We start from the raw sequence: 14,800 nt of genomic DNA on the forward strand, positions 1-14,800 counted from the left end.
AGGGCCGCCGCAATGGTGCTGGTGCTCCTGCTCGTCCTGTTGCCGGCAGCCCTGTTGCCGGCAGGGGTGGCTGAGGCCAGTCCAGCGCCGGCGGGCACGGGGAACACTGCCGGCGCTGCGGAGGGGCCGCTTTTCGGCGCCGCCCTGGAATGGGGCAAGGACAGCGCCGCCGGTTTCGCGGAACGCCTGGGCGCCACGCCGGCCATCTTCGGCCACGACATCGCCTTCCCGCTGCAGGAATCCGAGACGGTCCACATCCGCGAATTCTTCCGGCAGAGCGACTCGCAAGGAGCCCATGCCCTGCTGACGGTCAAGCCCTCGCGGTCCCTGGACCAGGTGTCCGCGGGGGACGCAGCAGCTTTTGCCCGGACGGTGGCACAGCTCAGCACCGGATTCCGGGGCAAGTTGTACATCAGGTTCGCGCCGGACATGAACACCAGCTGGGTCCCCTGGGGCCAGCAGCCGGAGGCCTACAGGAACGCATTCCGGGCCGTGGCCACAGCCTTCAAAACCCAGGACGACGCGGGCACCGTCATGGTGTGGCAGCCCTTCCTGGGCCGCGACTACCCCTTCGCGCGGAACCGCAACGCCCCGGCCCCGGGGTCGGACGGTTTCACGCTGCTCGACACGAACGGCGACGGGCGCTGGGACCGCACCGACGACGCCTACGCCCCGTACTACCCCGGTGACGACGCCGTCGAGTGGTCCGGCCTGGACGCCTACCATGACGACACCGGCGGGGCCTCCGCCGTCAACACACTTCCGGCGGACGGCGAACTGGCCGGCATGCTGACCGGCAGCGATGGCCGCGGCGGCTACGGCGACTTCTATGCGGACTACGTGCAGGGCCGCAGCAAGCCGCTGATGCTGCAGACGGCCGCATTCTTCAGCTCCACCACGGGCGGCCCGGCAGAGCCGGAGATCAAGCTGGCATGGTGGAACCAGGTGCTCGATGTCGCCTCGTCCGCACGGTTCGGGAACATTGGCGCCGTGGTCTGGGACGAACGGACCAGCACCCGGGACACCGGGGTGGCAGCGATCGACTGGCGGCTGACGGGACAACCCGGCGTTGCCACGGCCGCCGGCGCGCGGCTGGCGGAATCGGCCGTGGTCACCGGGCCGGTGACGGCCAGCGGCGGGCTGGCCGCCGACGAATCAACGGGCGTAGGCAAGGTCCTGCGCGGAATCGGTGCGTGGACGACGGCGGGTGTCCTGGCCGCCGTCGTCGGCTTGCTTTGGCTGCTTCCGCGCTTTCTTCCCCGGGCGTCCGGCTGGGCCTACGGCGACCCCTCCTCGCGTGATTCCCGCGTGGACTTCCTGCGCGGCCTCGCCATCGTGTTTGTGGTGGTGAACCACGTGGGCATGACATCGCTCTTCCAGCTGGTCACGCAGGAAGCAGTGGGCTTTGTGTCCGGCGCGGAGCTCTTCGTGCTTTTTTCAGGACTGGTCCTGGGCATGGTGTTCGGTCCCCGGGTCAAGGACAACTTCGGTGACGTGGTGGACCACACCACCAAACGCGCCGGGAAGCTGTATGCCACCGCGCTCGTCGTGCTGGTCGGGGTATTCCTGATCTCGCTGGTGCCCGCCATCAACGCAGACACCCTGACGTCCTTCGTGGACCAGGGTACGGGGGCGGCCGGACGCGTAGGAGCCGGCCGCTCCTACGACCTGTACGCCGGAATGGATTCGCTGCTGCACTTCCCTGTGGCGCCGGAGGTCATTCCGGGCATCCTGCTGCTGCAGTTCGGCCCCTGGCAGTTCAACGTCATGGGCCTGTATGTGATCTTGCTCCTGGCCAGCCCGCTGGTCCTCTGGGCCCTGTCGCGCGGAAAGGTGGTGTGGGTGCTGGCCGCCACCACGGCCCTGTATGCGGCCGGGGCCATGTTCCGGATCCGGCTCCTGCCGTCCGAGTTCGAGGATTCCTTCCCGCTGCTGGTGTGGCAGGTGCTGTTCATTGTCGGCATGGTGGCGGGCTACCACCGGCGCCGGATCATCGCCTGGCTGGCCGCCCATTCGTGGGTGGTGGTGGCGTGCACCGTGCTGGCCGCGGGCCTCGCGTTCCTGGCCTGGGGCAATCCGTACCTGGCCAACAGCTTCGACGTCCGCGTGGCCATCCTGCCGGACACAGGCTACCGGGCACTCTACGATGCCTACTTCGGCCGGACCTACCTCGGCGTGGGCCGGCTGCTGAACGTCCTGGTGCTGGTGGTGGCCGCCTACGCGCTGCTGACGGCGTACTGGAAGCCGGTCCACCGGGCCCTGGGCTGGTTCCTGGTCCCGCTGGGCCGGGCCACGCTGTACGTCTTCATCATCCACGTGGCCCTGATCGCCGTCATCGCCAACATCCCGGCCCTGCAGGAGGGCCGGGTACTGTTCAACACCGCCGCCTACGCGGTGATCCTGGCGCTGCTCTGGATCATGGTCAGGACCCGTTTCCTGTTCCGCATCATCCCCACCTGACTAGCCGCGATTGTCAGGAGCCGGTGGAGTCCCTGGACAGGATCCAGGTGTTCGTCCCGTCCTGCCGGGTGAATGTCACGGTGGTGACCAGCGCGCGGATCAGAGCCAGCCCGCGTCCCGACTCGGCATCCTCGCCGGGCATGGCGGGGTCGGCGTCGTCGATGGCCGGGCTGGCGGCGCCGAAGGCGCTGACCTCGGCCCGCAGGCTCGACCTGCGGATGCAGATGTCCACGCCCAGTTCCACGGGATCCGACGATTCCGGTTCCGCATGCTGGACCACGTTGGCGGCGGCCTCGATCACTGCGGTGGCGAAGGTCATCCGGTCCATGTCGGGAACGAACGGGGCATCCTCCCAGAGGCCGTCCAGTTGGCCGTGCACAGCATCGACGGACTCTGGCGTCGCCACACTCCGGAATTTCCGGCGGGCCAGGACCTCAGTCATTGCCGAACGCCTCGTCAGCGGTGGCGTAGGACGTCAGCACGCGGTCCATGCTGGTCAGTTCAAGGACCATCTTCACCTGCGGCTGGACGGCGGCGATGCGGAGGTCGCCGCCTGCCTGCCGGGCCGCCTTCAGGCAGCCGATGAGGGCTCCGAGCCCCGAGGAATCCATGAAGGCGGTGTCCTCCAGGTTGACCACGATCCGGCTGGATCCGGAGGCAACAACGTCGGCCACGAACTCCCTGAGCTTGGGCGCGGACACCATGTTCAGGCGTCCGGCGGCCTTGATTTCGGCGTACGAATCCTTGACCTCGCAACTAAGATCCATCCGTCTTCCTCTCTTCGATCAAAACCCTTGTACAGCACCGCCCTGACCAGGATGCTCATGACCACGAGGTCGAACACCACCCAGGCCACGTTGACCAGCGTACCGATCGGTTCGGACATCCCGGCGGCAAGGCGCGCAATGCCCACCACCGAGGAAACTGCCAGCAGCACCGACACCACAATCTGCGGCCGGATCAGGCTCCAGCTGGGGCCGCCGGTCTGGCGGTCCTTGGGGGTGACGGCGAACCCCAGGGGACGCCCGAACCAGACGTTCCGGGCCGCCGTCGTACATGCCTTGATCCAGGTGGGAAACAGCGCAAGGCTGTACTGCTGCCCGCGCCAGGTGGGGATGCCGCGGCCGGCGATGGCAAACAGCAGCTGGTTGACCACCATGAACGGAATGAACCGGATGAAGAAGTCGGCGCTGAGGCTGGTGACCGGGAGTATCCCCAGCAGCAGGTAGACGATGGGGGCGGCAAAGTAGATCACCGCTGCGAAGCCGCTCAGGTAGGTCCACATGGTGGCGAAGTACATGAGCCGCTGGCCCAGCTTGAGGCCGCGCTGCACCAGCGGGTTTTCGCGGAGCATCACCTGGATGGTGCCCTGCGCCCAGCGCAGGCGCTGCGTCAGCATGGTGGCGAGGTCCTCCGGGGCGAGGCCGTAGGCGAGGACCTCGTGGTGGTAGACGCTCTCCCATCCCATGCCGTGGATGCGCATGGCGGTGGCCATGTCCTCGGTCACGGAAATGGTGGCCAGCGGCATGACGGGCTGGGCTTCGCCGGTGCGTTCCACGGAGAGTGCGTCCAGCACGGCCTGCACCGATTCGATGGCACCCAGCGGGGACCAGTCCCGGGCGGACATGCGCTGCACGGCGTCGTCGGCCACCACGGGGACGCCGGAGTCGCCCACGTGCGCCAGTTCCATGGCCGCGATTTCCTCAAGGTCTGCCTGCAGCGCGGACACATCGGCCTGGACGAGGGCCTGGACCGCCTGGTCCACCTTCCGGCGCACCCGGTAGGTAATCTCGCTCAGCGACTCGCCGTCGTCGAGCCTGCGGCGGGCTTCGGTGGTGGCAGCCTCCACCTCGTCCAGCATCTGCGCCACGAGCAGGTTGTCCGAATCGGCCGACTTTCGGGCCTTGCGGATGGCCGACTGGGACGCCGCCAGCGCGCGGCGGATACTCTTTTCCGTCTCCTTGACGTACCCCACCAGGCCCAGCTGCATGAGGGCCTCGCGGCGGAGGATGGCGTTGGATCCGCAGAAGAAGGCCGCGTTCCAGCCGTCCTTGCCCTGCTGGATGGGCCCGTAGAACAGCGGCGCCTGGCTGCCCAGGGGATCGGAGGCCGGGACGTTGCTGAAGTACTGTGGCGTCTGCACCAGCGCAACCTTGGGGTTGGTGAAGTAGCCCAGCGTCTTGTCGAGGATGTCCGGCTCGGGGATCTGGTCGGCATCGAGGATCAGCAGGAACTCGCCCTCGGTGACCATCAGGGCGTTGTTGAGGTTGCCGGCCTTCGCGTGCCGGGGCATGTTGTTCCAGTCCTCGCTGCGCGTGACGTACCCCAGCCCGTGGTCCTCGGCGAGGCGGCGCATCTCGGGGCGGGCGCCGTCGTCGAGGATCCAGGTGCTGTGCGGATGCCGGATGCGCTTGGCGGCGAGGGCCGTGGTCATCACGAGGTCCAGCGGCTCGTTGTACGTGGTGATGAAGACGTCCACGGTGGCGTCGGCGGGAGGCGGCGGCGCAGCCTTGCGGATTTTCAGGCGCCACACGGTGATCCCGAACAGCATGACGTCGATGAGGCTGTAGGTCTCCGCGGCCACGAGCGGCACCGCGATCCACCACGCCTCCCAGTTCAGCGAGGCCAGCCAGCGCCAGGCGATGTAGTTGATCCCCAGGAGCACCGTCAGGAGCACCACTAACCGCGTCCAGAAACGGGTCACTGCGCAGCCGTTCCGGCCCGCTCGCCCCAGTGCGGTGTCCCGGCCAGGCGCCGCACCACCACCGCGGTGACGTCGTCCTCCGCGGTCTCGGCCGGGGCCAGCCGGAGCAGGGCGGCGCAGGCAGCCTCTGCGGTGGGCTGCCCGTGCGTCGCCCGGCGGACGGCGTCGGTGAACTCCGCGACGGAGCCAAACACGTCAAGGACGCCGTCGCTGACGACGACGAGGGAGTCACCGGCGGCAAGCTCCAGGTCCGCTTCGGTCCAGCTGGCATCGCCCCACGCCCCGACGGGCGGGCCGGCGGACGGAAGCCGCTGCGCACCGCCGTCGGCCAGCAGGTGAAGCGCAAGGCCATGGCCGGCGTCGACGTAGCTGACTTTGCCGGAACCGGCGTCCAGCCGGGCGTGGAAGAGCGTGACGAAGGACCCGGAGATGTCCAGGTCCGACGCGATCGAGCGGCTGGCCAGGCTGAAGGCGTTGCCGAGGTCCGGCTCGTGGCGGACCGAGCGCATGACTGCCCGGGCGGTGGCGGCGATGAGGGCGGCGCCCATGCCCTTGCCCATGGCGTCGGCGAACGTCAGGTGCAGCCCGTCGGGAGTCTGGTACCAGTCATAGAAGTCGCCGCCCACGCTGCGTGAGGGGCGGAACACGCCTGCCACCTCGTAGCCGTCCAGCCGGACCTCCTCGCGGGGGAGCAGGCTTTGCTGGACCTCGGCGGCGCGGCGGAGGTCGTTCTGGGCGGCTTCGTCCGCTGCCGGGGTGCGGGAGCGGCGGAACAGCGCGTTGATCCGGGACTGGAACTCACGGGGGCTGAACGGCTTGTTGATGTAGTCATCCGCCCCGTTGTCCAGGCCGGTGAGCTTGTCCAGCTCATCCACCCTGGCGGTGAGCATGATGATAAACGCGTCCGAGAACTCACGCAGCCGTTTGCAGACCTCCAGCCCGTCCAGATCGGGAAGGTTCAGGTCCAGCGTGACCAGGTCCGCCTTCGTGTTCCGCACCGCCTCGATGCCCGGGAAACCGGCGCCGGCTTCGGTGACTTCGAAGCCCTGTTTGGCCAGTACCCGGACCAGAAGCCCCCGGATGTCCGGGTCATCCTCGATCACGACGGCGCGGCGCGGCTCAGGGGTTGAAGGCATGCCTCTATTAACTACTGTCTTTACATACTTGTCACGCCGGAGGCGCATCGTGTCCAGCCGGTTCGGGCTCCGTGAACCCGCGTGTCAACGCTCCCTCACTTTGCGTTGGGTTTCCCCCGGCGCTTCCTCACGTTTCGCCGGGTCGACCCGGACGCGTCCTCACCTTTCGCCGGGTCGGGGCTGACCCTCCCGCAATCGAGTGCGGAAGGGTTTGGGGAAAGGCGGCAGGATCTGAGGAAGGGTTGGCGGATGGAGGGGTGGTTTGGGGGCCCTCGAGGGTCCAAGAATTGTCAAAGCTTGGAGACGTAGGCTAATCAAACCGTGGCTATCCGTCGCGGCACCGTTCCGGCCGGAAGATAATCGGATATGCAGATCCTGGTGGTTGAAGACGACGAATCGGTGGCCGCCGGCGTGCTGGAGGGCCTGACCAGGGCCGGTTTCCAGGCCCGGCACGTCGCCGACGGGGCAGGGGCGCTCGCCGAGGTCCGTTCCTCCAGCCCTGATTTCGTGCTCCTCGACCTGGGGCTGCCGGACATGGACGGCACGGACGTCTGCCGGTCCATCCGCTCCCTGACCATGACACCGATCATCGTTGTCAGCGCGCGCGACGAGGAGATCGACCGTGTGCTAGCTCTGGAGCTGGGGGCGGACGATTACCTGGTGAAGCCGTTCGGCATGCGCGAGCTCATCGCGCGGATCCGGGCCGTGGCCCGCCGCACGGCAGACCCGCAGTCCGATAGCCCTCCGCCGGCCGACGGTACCCGCGTGATCGGCACGCTGAGCATCGACCAGCGCTCGCGCAGGGTGCTGGTGGACGGCACGGAAATCCACCTCACCGCCAAGGAGTTCGAGCTCCTCTACTACCTGGCCGAAGACCCGGGTGCCGTGTGCCAGCGCAGCGACATCCTGCGCGCGGTGTGGGACGGCACCTGGTACGGAACCACCAAGACCCTGGACGCGCACGTGGCGGCAATCCGGAAGAAGCTCGGCGACCCGCGCTGGATCGAGGCGGTGCGCGGCGTCGGATTCAGGCTGGACGTGCCCGGGTGAGGTGGCGGCTGATCGGCGCGTTCATGGCCATCACGCTCCTGGTGGTGCTGGTACAGGACATTCCGCTGGGCAGCTACCTCGTCCGGGTGGAACGCGACCGGCTGGCCACTTCCCTTGAACGCGACGCCTTCCTGCTCAGCGGGCGGGCACGGCAGCTGCTTGAGACAGGCGGTCCGGCGCCCGGGACCGTGGCCACGGCCGTCCGCGACTACGGCCGCGCCAGCGGGGCCCGCGTGGTGGTGGTGGACCGTGCCGGTACGGCCGTGGCAACGTCCGACGACGACCAGTCGGCTACCGGGGCCTCTTACCTTTCGCGCCCCGAAATTTCCGCCGCACTCGCCGGCCAGATCACCTCCGGCCAGCGCCACTCGGACACGCTGGGATTCGACCTGGTGTACGTCACGGTTCCGGTGCTCAGCGGCGAGAACATCACCGGCGCGGTGCGCCTGACCTACCCGGCTTCCGTGGTGGACGACCGCGTGTCCGGCCAGCTCCGGGTGATGTGGGCGGTAGCGGGCACCACCGTGCTGCTTGCCGGCCTGCTGGCCTACCTGATGGCCGGCGCCGTGACCAGGCGGATCCAACGGCTGCAGAAGGCCACGGAGCTGCTGGCGGAAGGCAATCTGGCCACCCGTACCGAGGAGGAGCAGGGCCCGCCGGAGCTGCGCACCCTGGCCCGGTCCTTCAACCAGATGGCGGACCGGCTGGAGCACCTGCTGCAGCAGCAGCGCGGATTTGCCAGCGACGCATCGCACCAGCTGCGCACCCCGCTGACAGGACTGCGGCTGCGGCTGGAGAACGCCGTGGATGCCGTTGGCAACGATCCCGCCGGCGCGCGCGTCATGGTGGCCGACTCGCTGGAGGAGACGTACCGGTTGCAGCGGATCATCGACGGCCTGCTCGTCCTGAGCCGGGCGGACAGCCGGCATGTGGACCGGGAAGAGGTGGATCTCAGCGAGATCGCCCGGAACCGCGTGGAGCAGTGGGAGGCGCTGGCCGAGGAAAGCGGGGTGCGGACGGTGCTGGACGCGGTTCCGGAGGCCAGGGTGATGGCCATGCCCGGCGCGGCGGAACAGATCATCGACAACCTTATCGACAACGCCCTGGCCGTGGCGCCGCCGGACTCGGAGATCCGCCTGGTGGTCCGGCCGGACGGTGCCTCGGGAGGATATGAGCTTCACGTGCTCGACGACGGTCCCGGGCTTTCCGAGGAGGACCGGCACCGCGCCTTCAACCGTTTTTGGCGCGGCCAGTCGACGTCCGAGGGCAGCGGCCTGGGCCTGGCCATTGTCCAGCAGCTCGCCGAGGCCAGCGGCGCGGCGGCAACCCTCGAAGCCAGGCCCGGCACCCCGGGCCTGGACGCCCGGGTCACATTCAAGGCCGCGCACTAGCGGCAGGGCGCCCCTGGCTGCCCCCCGCTCGTGGACGGCAGATGCACCATAGCGGGTTTCACCATAGTCTGGCCCAGTGGGTACAGGCACCGTGAAATCCGGCGAACAGGTTGACAGGCAAGCGCGCATTCTCGAGGCGGCGCTGGACCTGCTGTCACGCCACGGCATCTCGGGCGTGAACATGCGCGCCGTGGCCCGCGAAGCCGGGGTCGCACTCGGGCTCGTCAACTACTACTACGAGGACAAGTCGAGCCTGATCCGTGCAGCCCTGCACCGGATTGACGAACGCGACCTTGAGCTGGTGGCGCCGGACCCGGCATCGTCCCCGGACGAACAGCTTCAAAAGGCCCTCCGGCGCGTCGCGGACCCGGAACTGCTGACCACGCAGCACCTCTCCCTGCGCCTCCATCTTTGGGCGCTTGCGCAGGCCTCTGAGGATTTTGCGCTGATCAATGCCGCAGCATTCGACCGGTATCTGGATGGGCTCGCGGCCCTGATTGGGAATGCCAAACCCGGGCTTTCCGCCGCTGAATGCAAGGAGCGGGCGGCCGACATCGTCGTCGTGCAGAACGGGATGTGGCTCACGGCCCTCCTCGGCGTGGACGAGGCATCCATCCAGCGGAGCCTCGCCCGCACGGAGCAGATCGCCTTCGCCGCGTAGCGGTAACCGGCCCAGCTAAAACAACACCAAACGGGTCCTGGCAGAGCCGTACCCAAAATTTCTTGAACATCAGTTCAGTTTTAACCTTGAACACTTGTTCAATCTGCACTAATCTGCTTGTGTATGACCTACACCACACAAACGGGGTCCCGCGGAAATAACGGCGTTTCACCGGCGGCTTCCGGTTTGCGGCTCAGGGAAAACTCCACCCGCCGCAACTCACTGACCATCTCGTCAACCCCCACCGCCAGTTTCCGGACGAAGGACTATCCGCCCCCGGCAGGTGACCTGCACCAGGTAGAAGGAGATTTTGCATGACACGGACCAATTACGATTACGTCATCGTCGGCGGCGGAAGCGCGGGCTCAGTGCTCGCCAACCGCCTGAGCGACGGCGGCCAGAGCAGCGTCCTGGTCCTCGAGGCCGGACGGAGCGACTACCCCTGGGACCTTTTCATCCAGATGCCCGCCGCGCTGACCTTCCCCAGCGGCAACCCGTTCTATGACTGGCGCTACGAGTCCGATCCCGAGCCCCATATGGGCGGCCGGCGCGTGGCGCACGCCCGCGGCAAGGTCCTGGGCGGATCGAGCTCCATCAACGGGATGATCTTCCAGCGCGGAAACCCACTCGACTACGAGCGCTGGGGCGCCGACGCCGGCATGGAATCGTGGGACTTCGCGCACTGCCTCCCGTACTTTAACCGGATGGAAAACGCGCTGGCGGCGGACCCCGACGATGAACTGCGCGGTCATTCAGGCCCGCTGGTGCTGGAGCGCGGGCCCGCCACCAACCCGCTGTTCCAGGCCTTCTTTGCCGCCGCCCAGGAAGCCGGCTACCCGCTGACCGACGACGTCAACGGCTACCGCCAGGAGGGGTTCGCCGCGTTCGACCGGAACGTCCACAAGGGCCAGCGGCTCTCGGCCTCCCGCGCCTACCTGCGGCCGGAACTCGGCCGGAAAAACCTGACCGTCCTGACCCGCGCCCTCGTCACCAAGGTCAACTTCAAGGGCAACGTGGCCACCGGCGTCACCTACCGCCGCAACGGCAAGACCCACCAGGTGACCGCGGGTGAAGTGATCCTGGCCGGCGGCGCCATCAACACCCCCCAGCTGCTGCAGCTCTCCGGCGTGGGCAACGCAGCCCACCTGAACTCGCTGGGCATCAACTCCGTGGTCAACCTGCCCGGCGTCGGCGAAAACCTCCAGGACCACCTGGAGGTTTACATCCAGCACGCCTGCACCCAGCCGGTCTCCATGCAGCCCAACCTGGACCTGTGGCGCTACCCGCTGATCGGGCTGCAGTGGATGCTGGGACGGACGGGTCCGGCCGCCACCAACCACTTCGAGGGCGGCGGGTTCGTCCGCTCCAACGAGGACGTGGCCTACCCCAACCTGATGTTCCACTTCCTCCCGGTGGCCGTCCGTTACGACGGCCAGAAGGCGGACGCCAAGCACGGCTACCAGGTGCACATCGGCCCCATGTACTCCGACGCCCGCGGCAGCCTCAAAATCAAGTCCACCGATCCGACGGTGCACCCGTCCATGCTGTTCAACTACCTCTCCACTGACCAGGACCGCCGCGAGTGGGTCGAGGCGATCCACGTCGCCCGCGACATCCTCGGCCAGTCCGCCATGGGCCCCTTCAGCGGCGGCGAACTGTCGCCCGGCCGGGCCGTTCAGACAGACGCGGAGATCCTCGACTGGGTGGCCCGCGACGCCGAGACGGCACTGCACCCGTCCTGCACCGCGAAGATGGGCCCGGACTCCGATCCCATGGCCGTGGTGAACCCGCTGGACATGACGGTGCACGGCACCAGCGGCCTCCGCGTGGTGGACGCCTCGGCCATGCCGTACGTCACCAACGGCAACATCTACGCCCCGGTGATGATGCTGGCCGAAAAGGCCGCTGACCTGATCGCCGGCAAGGCGCCGCTCGCGCCCCAGCATGCCGAGTTCTACCGGCACGGTGTGAGCCCGCTGGAACGCGGCGGATCCACGCCGGCAGCAGCCGCCGCGGCAGCGAGGGGCTAAGGGCATGAGCGTGACAATCGATACCAAACTGGAGCTCGCCCGGGGCCTGTACGTCGACGGCGAATGGCAACAGCCGTCCGACGGCGGGACCACCGTGGTGCGCTGCCCGGCGGACGGGCGGGAGGTGGCTGTGGTCGCCAAGTCGACGGCGGAGGACGCGGAGCGGGCGATCGCCAGTGCACGGGCCGCGTTCGACGACGGCCCGTGGCGCCGGCTCACGGACATCGAGCGCGGTGCGGTCATGCTCCGCGTCGCGGACCTCCTGGAGCGGGACAAGGCCGCCTATGCGCGGGCCGAGGCGCTCGACACGGGCAAGCGGCTCGTGGAGGCGGAGTACGACATGGACGATATCGCCGCGTGCTTCCGGTACTACGGCAAGGTCGCCGGGCTCGACGCCGGCCGGGTCATCGACACGGGCCGGGCGGATGCCATCAGCCGGGTGGTGTACGAACCGCTCGGGGTCTGCGCGCTCATTGCGCCGTGGAACTATCCGCTCCTCCAGGCAGCGTGGAAGGTTGCTCCGGCACTCGTCGCGGGGAACTCGTTCGTGCTCAAGCCCAGCGAGCTCACGCCGTCGACCTCGATCCTGCTCATGGAGACCCTCGCGGAGGCCGGCGTTCCCGCCGGCGTTGCGAACCTCGTCACCGGAAGCGGGTCGAAGGTGGGCGGACCGCTCAGCTCCGATCCGCGCGTCGACCTTGTTTCCCTGACCGGGAGCCTGTCCACGGGGCAGACCATCATGGCCGCCGCCGCGGACACTGTGAAGCGCGTGGCCTTTGAACTTGGCGGTAAGAACCCCAACGTCGTCTTCGCGGACGCGGACTGGGAAGCCGCCGTCGACAACGCCCTGACCGCGGTGTTCCTGCACTCCGGCCAGGTCTGCTCTGCAGGGGCGCGGCTCGTCGTCGAGGAAACGGTTGCCGAGCGCTTTGTGGCCGAGGTGGTCCGGCGGGCGAAGAAGATCCGGATGGGCGGACCGTTCGATCCCGACGCCGAGACCGGGCCGCTCATCTCCGCCAGGCACCGCGACCAGGTCCACGCCTACGTCCAGGCCGGGATCGCGGAAGGCGCAGAGCTGTTGTGCGGTGGCTACATCCCCGATGACGGCCCGCTCGCCGGCGGCTTCTTCTACCCGCCCACCGTGCTTGGCAGCTGCCGCCCGGGCATGAGCGTGCTGCGGGAGGAATCGTTCGGGCCGGTGCTCACTGTCGAGACGTTCCGGACCGAAGCCGAGGCCATCGCGATCGCGAACGACACCGAGTACGGCCTGGCCGGCGCGGTGTGGACGTCGGACGCGTCGAAGGCGCAGCGCGTCGCGGGCGCCCTCCGGCACGGAACGGTGTGGATCAACGACTACCACCCGTACGTCCCCCAGGCGGAGTGGGGCGGATTCGGCAAATCGGGGATCGGCCGTGAGCTCGGCCAGGCAGGCCTGGCTGAGTACCGCGAAGCCAAGCACATCTGGCAGAACATCGCCCCCGCCCCGAGCGGATGGTTTGGCTCAGCTCCCGGGGAAACTCCCGGAGTGACGGGAGCGGTCGCGGCCGGCTAGGCATCAACTTTGGGGGAGACGGCCGGGCGCTGCAGCGCAGGGCCCGGCCGTCGATACACCTGCGTGATTCCAACTGCATTCGGTTTCACGTGCGTGTAGTGTTACCCGCGTCCAAAGGCGGCCGCGGGTCATCACCATCGTGCTTTTCTGACTTAGGAGTTCAGATGTTGGAACCCAGCAAGAGTACTGATTCAAGCGGCATGGACGAGTTCGGCTATGCCCAGACCCTGGACCGGAGCATCGGCAAGTTCGCCAGCTTCGCCGCAGGCGTCAGCTACATCTCCATCCTCACCGGCGTTTTTCAACTGTTCTACTTTGGTTTCTCCATGGCCGGCCCCGCATACGCGTGGTCCTGGCCCATCGTTTTCGTCGGCCAGCTGATGGTGGCACTGTGCTTTGCCGAACTGGCAGGCCGCTACCCCGTGGCCGGCTCGGTCTACAACTGGGCCAAGCGGCTCGCCTCCGGAACCTCGGCCTGGCTCGCAGGCTGGCTGCTGCTGCTGTCCTCCATCATGGCGCTGGGGTCCGTGGCGCTGGCCCTGCAGATCACCCTGCCGCAGCTCTGGTCCGGCTTCCAGTTTGTCGGTGACGGCACCGGCCCCTACGACTTCGCCATGAACGGCGTGGTGCTGGCCACCATCATGATCACCATCTCCACGCTCATCAACGCGTTCGGCGTGAAGCTCATGACCCGGATCAACAGCATCGGCGTCTTCGTGGAGCTGGTCGCGGCCGTGCTGCTGATCCTGGCGCTGGGCTGGCATGTGGTGCGCGGCCCCGAGGTCTTCTTCGACACCGCCGGTTTCGGCGAAGGCCACGACCTCGGCTTCTTCGGCGTGTTCCTCATCGGCGCCATGGCCTCCGGCTACGTCATGTACGGCTTCGACACCGCCAGCTCCCTTGGCGAGGAAACGAAGGACCCGAAGCGCACCGCCCCCAAGGCCATCCTGCGCGCCGTCACGGCCTCGTTCCTGCTGGGCGGGCTGATCCTGCTCTTCGGCATCCTGGCCGCGCCGGACCTCACCGACCCCAAGATCGGGGCTGCCGACGGCGGCCTGCAGCACATCGTGCTCTCCGTCCTGGGCGGGCCTTTCGGCAAGGCGTTCCTGGCATGCATCGTGGTGGCCGTGGTGGTCTGCACCCTGGCTGTCCACGCCGCCGCCATCCGCATGATGTTCGCCATGGCCCGGGACAACAACCTGCCGTTCAGCCGGCAGCTCAGCAAAGTGGACCCGGCCCGCAAGACCCCCACCGTCGCGGCCATCGTGATCGGCATCCTGGCTGTCATCCCGCTGCTGGTCAACGTCATGCAGCCCGCGATTTTCACGATCCTGTCCAGCATCAGCATCGTCCTGATCTACCTGTCCTACCTGCTGGTCACCGTTCCCATGCTGCGCAAGCGGCTGGTGAAGAAGTGGCCGGTCTTCGGCGACCGTTCCGAACCCGGTTTCAGCATGGGCAAGTGGGGACTGCCCGTGAACATCCTGGCGGTCCTGTGGGGCGGCGCCATGACGGTGAACCTGATCTGGCCGCGGCCCGAAATCTACAACTCGGTACCGCCGTTTGAGTGGTACCTGCAGTGGGGCGGGGTCCTCTTCGTCGCTGCCGTCGCCGGCGGCGGGGCGCTGCTCTACCGCCTGAAGATCAGGCACCAGACGGGCGTCCTCGCCGAGCACGCCGCAGTGCACGCTGCCCCGCTTCCGGCGCCTGCGCAGGAGTTGCCCGCCCGCGTCGACACCGGCAGCACGGCGGGCGGAATGTCCGGTCCGCGGGACGGGGATTTGGAACCACAGCAAGTCGGTTAGATTTGGCTGAG

Annotated in this window: 11 protein-coding genes; 7 read left to right on the forward strand and 4 right to left on the reverse strand. The window is 67.9% G+C overall.

What is annotated here, in order from left to right; genetic code table 11:
- The first annotated feature begins 12 nt into the window (after positions 1-12).
- Positions 13-2,460 carry an OpgC domain-containing protein gene (gene opgC / locus ACFQ50_RS01200; protein ID WP_377993790.1) on the forward strand — a complete coding sequence of 816 codons (2,448 nt, stop codon included), beginning with the start codon at positions 13-15 and terminating at the stop codon, positions 2,458-2,460.
- A 13-nt stretch (positions 2,461-2,473) separates the two neighbouring features.
- Here opgC and ACFQ50_RS01205 read toward each other — a convergent pair whose 3' ends face one another.
- Genes ACFQ50_RS01205 through ACFQ50_RS01220 form a run of 4 tightly spaced genes read right to left on the reverse strand, consistent with a single transcriptional unit; the run spans position 2,474 to position 6,300 of the window.
- Entirely contained in the window at positions 2,474-2,902 is a 429-nt protein-coding gene (locus ACFQ50_RS01205) for an ATP-binding protein (RefSeq protein WP_377993700.1), read from the reverse strand.
- The gene (locus ACFQ50_RS01210; RefSeq protein ID WP_377993701.1) at positions 2,895-3,227 is read right to left on the reverse strand and encodes an STAS domain-containing protein; all 333 of its coding nucleotides are present in this window, start codon (positions 3,225-3,227) and stop codon (positions 2,895-2,897) included. The genes ACFQ50_RS01205 and ACFQ50_RS01210 overlap by 8 nt, the downstream gene beginning before the upstream one ends.
- Positions 3,167-5,164, reverse strand: a complete 1,998-nt coding sequence (locus ACFQ50_RS01215) for a glycosyltransferase family 2 protein (protein ID WP_377993702.1) — start codon at positions 5,162-5,164, stop codon at positions 3,167-3,169. Before ACFQ50_RS01215 ends, ACFQ50_RS01210 begins: the two co-directional genes overlap by 61 nt.
- Positions 5,161-6,300, reverse strand: a complete 1,140-nt coding sequence (locus tag ACFQ50_RS01220) for a PP2C family protein-serine/threonine phosphatase (protein ID WP_377993703.1) — start codon at positions 6,298-6,300, stop codon at positions 5,161-5,163. Before ACFQ50_RS01220 ends, ACFQ50_RS01215 begins: the two co-directional genes overlap by 4 nt.
- Positions 6,301-6,666: 366 nt before the next feature.
- Between ACFQ50_RS01220 and ACFQ50_RS01225 the strand changes: the two genes are divergently transcribed.
- The 6 genes from ACFQ50_RS01225 (at position 6,667) to ACFQ50_RS01250 (ending at position 14,789) form a co-directional block, all read left to right on the forward strand.
- Entirely contained in the window at positions 6,667-7,350 is a 684-nt protein-coding gene (locus tag ACFQ50_RS01225) for a response regulator transcription factor (RefSeq protein WP_377993704.1), read from the forward strand.
- The gene (locus ACFQ50_RS01230; protein WP_377993705.1) at positions 7,347-8,741 is read left to right on the forward strand and encodes an ATP-binding protein; all 1,395 of its coding nucleotides are present in this window, start codon (positions 7,347-7,349) and stop codon (positions 8,739-8,741) included. Before ACFQ50_RS01225 ends, ACFQ50_RS01230 begins: the two co-directional genes overlap by 4 nt.
- 76 nt (positions 8,742-8,817) lie before the next feature.
- Positions 8,818-9,402, forward strand: coding sequence for a TetR/AcrR family transcriptional regulator (locus tag ACFQ50_RS01235; RefSeq protein WP_377993706.1), 585 nt, complete (start codon positions 8,818-8,820; stop codon positions 9,400-9,402).
- A 314-nt stretch (positions 9,403-9,716) separates the two neighbouring features.
- Positions 9,717-11,432: a choline dehydrogenase gene (gene betA / locus ACFQ50_RS01240; protein WP_377993707.1), complete on the forward strand. Its 1,716-nt coding sequence runs from the start codon at positions 9,717-9,719 to the stop codon at positions 11,430-11,432.
- 4 nt (positions 11,433-11,436) lie between these two features.
- Positions 11,437-12,984, forward strand: coding sequence for an aldehyde dehydrogenase family protein (locus ACFQ50_RS01245; RefSeq protein WP_377993708.1), 1,548 nt, complete (start codon positions 11,437-11,439; stop codon positions 12,982-12,984).
- A 164-nt stretch (positions 12,985-13,148) separates the two neighbouring features.
- Positions 13,149-14,789 (forward strand): APC family permease, encoded by a 1,641-nt coding sequence (locus ACFQ50_RS01250; protein ID WP_377993709.1) that lies wholly within the window; start codon positions 13,149-13,151, stop codon positions 14,787-14,789.
- Positions 14,790-14,800 lie beyond the last annotated feature (11 nt).

It is taken from the genome of Arthrobacter sp. NPDC056493 (assembly GCF_042795115.1).
GTDB lineage: Bacteria > Actinomycetota > Actinomycetes > Actinomycetales > Micrococcaceae > Arthrobacter.

Bases quoted from the DNA above. Each gene is read 5' to 3' on its own strand.
- betA (WP_377993707.1), top strand. From the start codon at position 9,717: ATGACACGGACCAATTACGATTACGTCATCGTCGGCGGCGGAAGCGCG.
- ACFQ50_RS01225 (WP_377993704.1), top strand. From the start codon at position 6,667: ATGCAGATCCTGGTGGTTGAAGACGACGAATCGGTGGCCGCCGGCGTG.
- ACFQ50_RS01210 (WP_377993701.1), bottom strand. From the start codon at position 3,227: ATGGATCTTAGTTGCGAGGTCAAGGATTCGTACGCCGAAATCAAGGCC.
- ACFQ50_RS01250 (WP_377993709.1), top strand. From the start codon at position 13,149: ATGTTGGAACCCAGCAAGAGTACTGATTCAAGCGGCATGGACGAGTTC.
- ACFQ50_RS01205 (WP_377993700.1), bottom strand. From the start codon at position 2,902: ATGACTGAGGTCCTGGCCCGCCGGAAATTCCGGAGTGTGGCGACGCCA.
- ACFQ50_RS01220 (WP_377993703.1), bottom strand. From the start codon at position 6,300: ATGCCTTCAACCCCTGAGCCGCGCCGCGCCGTCGTGATCGAGGATGAC.
- ACFQ50_RS01245 (WP_377993708.1), top strand. From the start codon at position 11,437: ATGAGCGTGACAATCGATACCAAACTGGAGCTCGCCCGGGGCCTGTAC.
- opgC (WP_377993790.1), top strand. From the start codon at position 13: ATGGTGCTGGTGCTCCTGCTCGTCCTGTTGCCGGCAGCCCTGTTGCCG.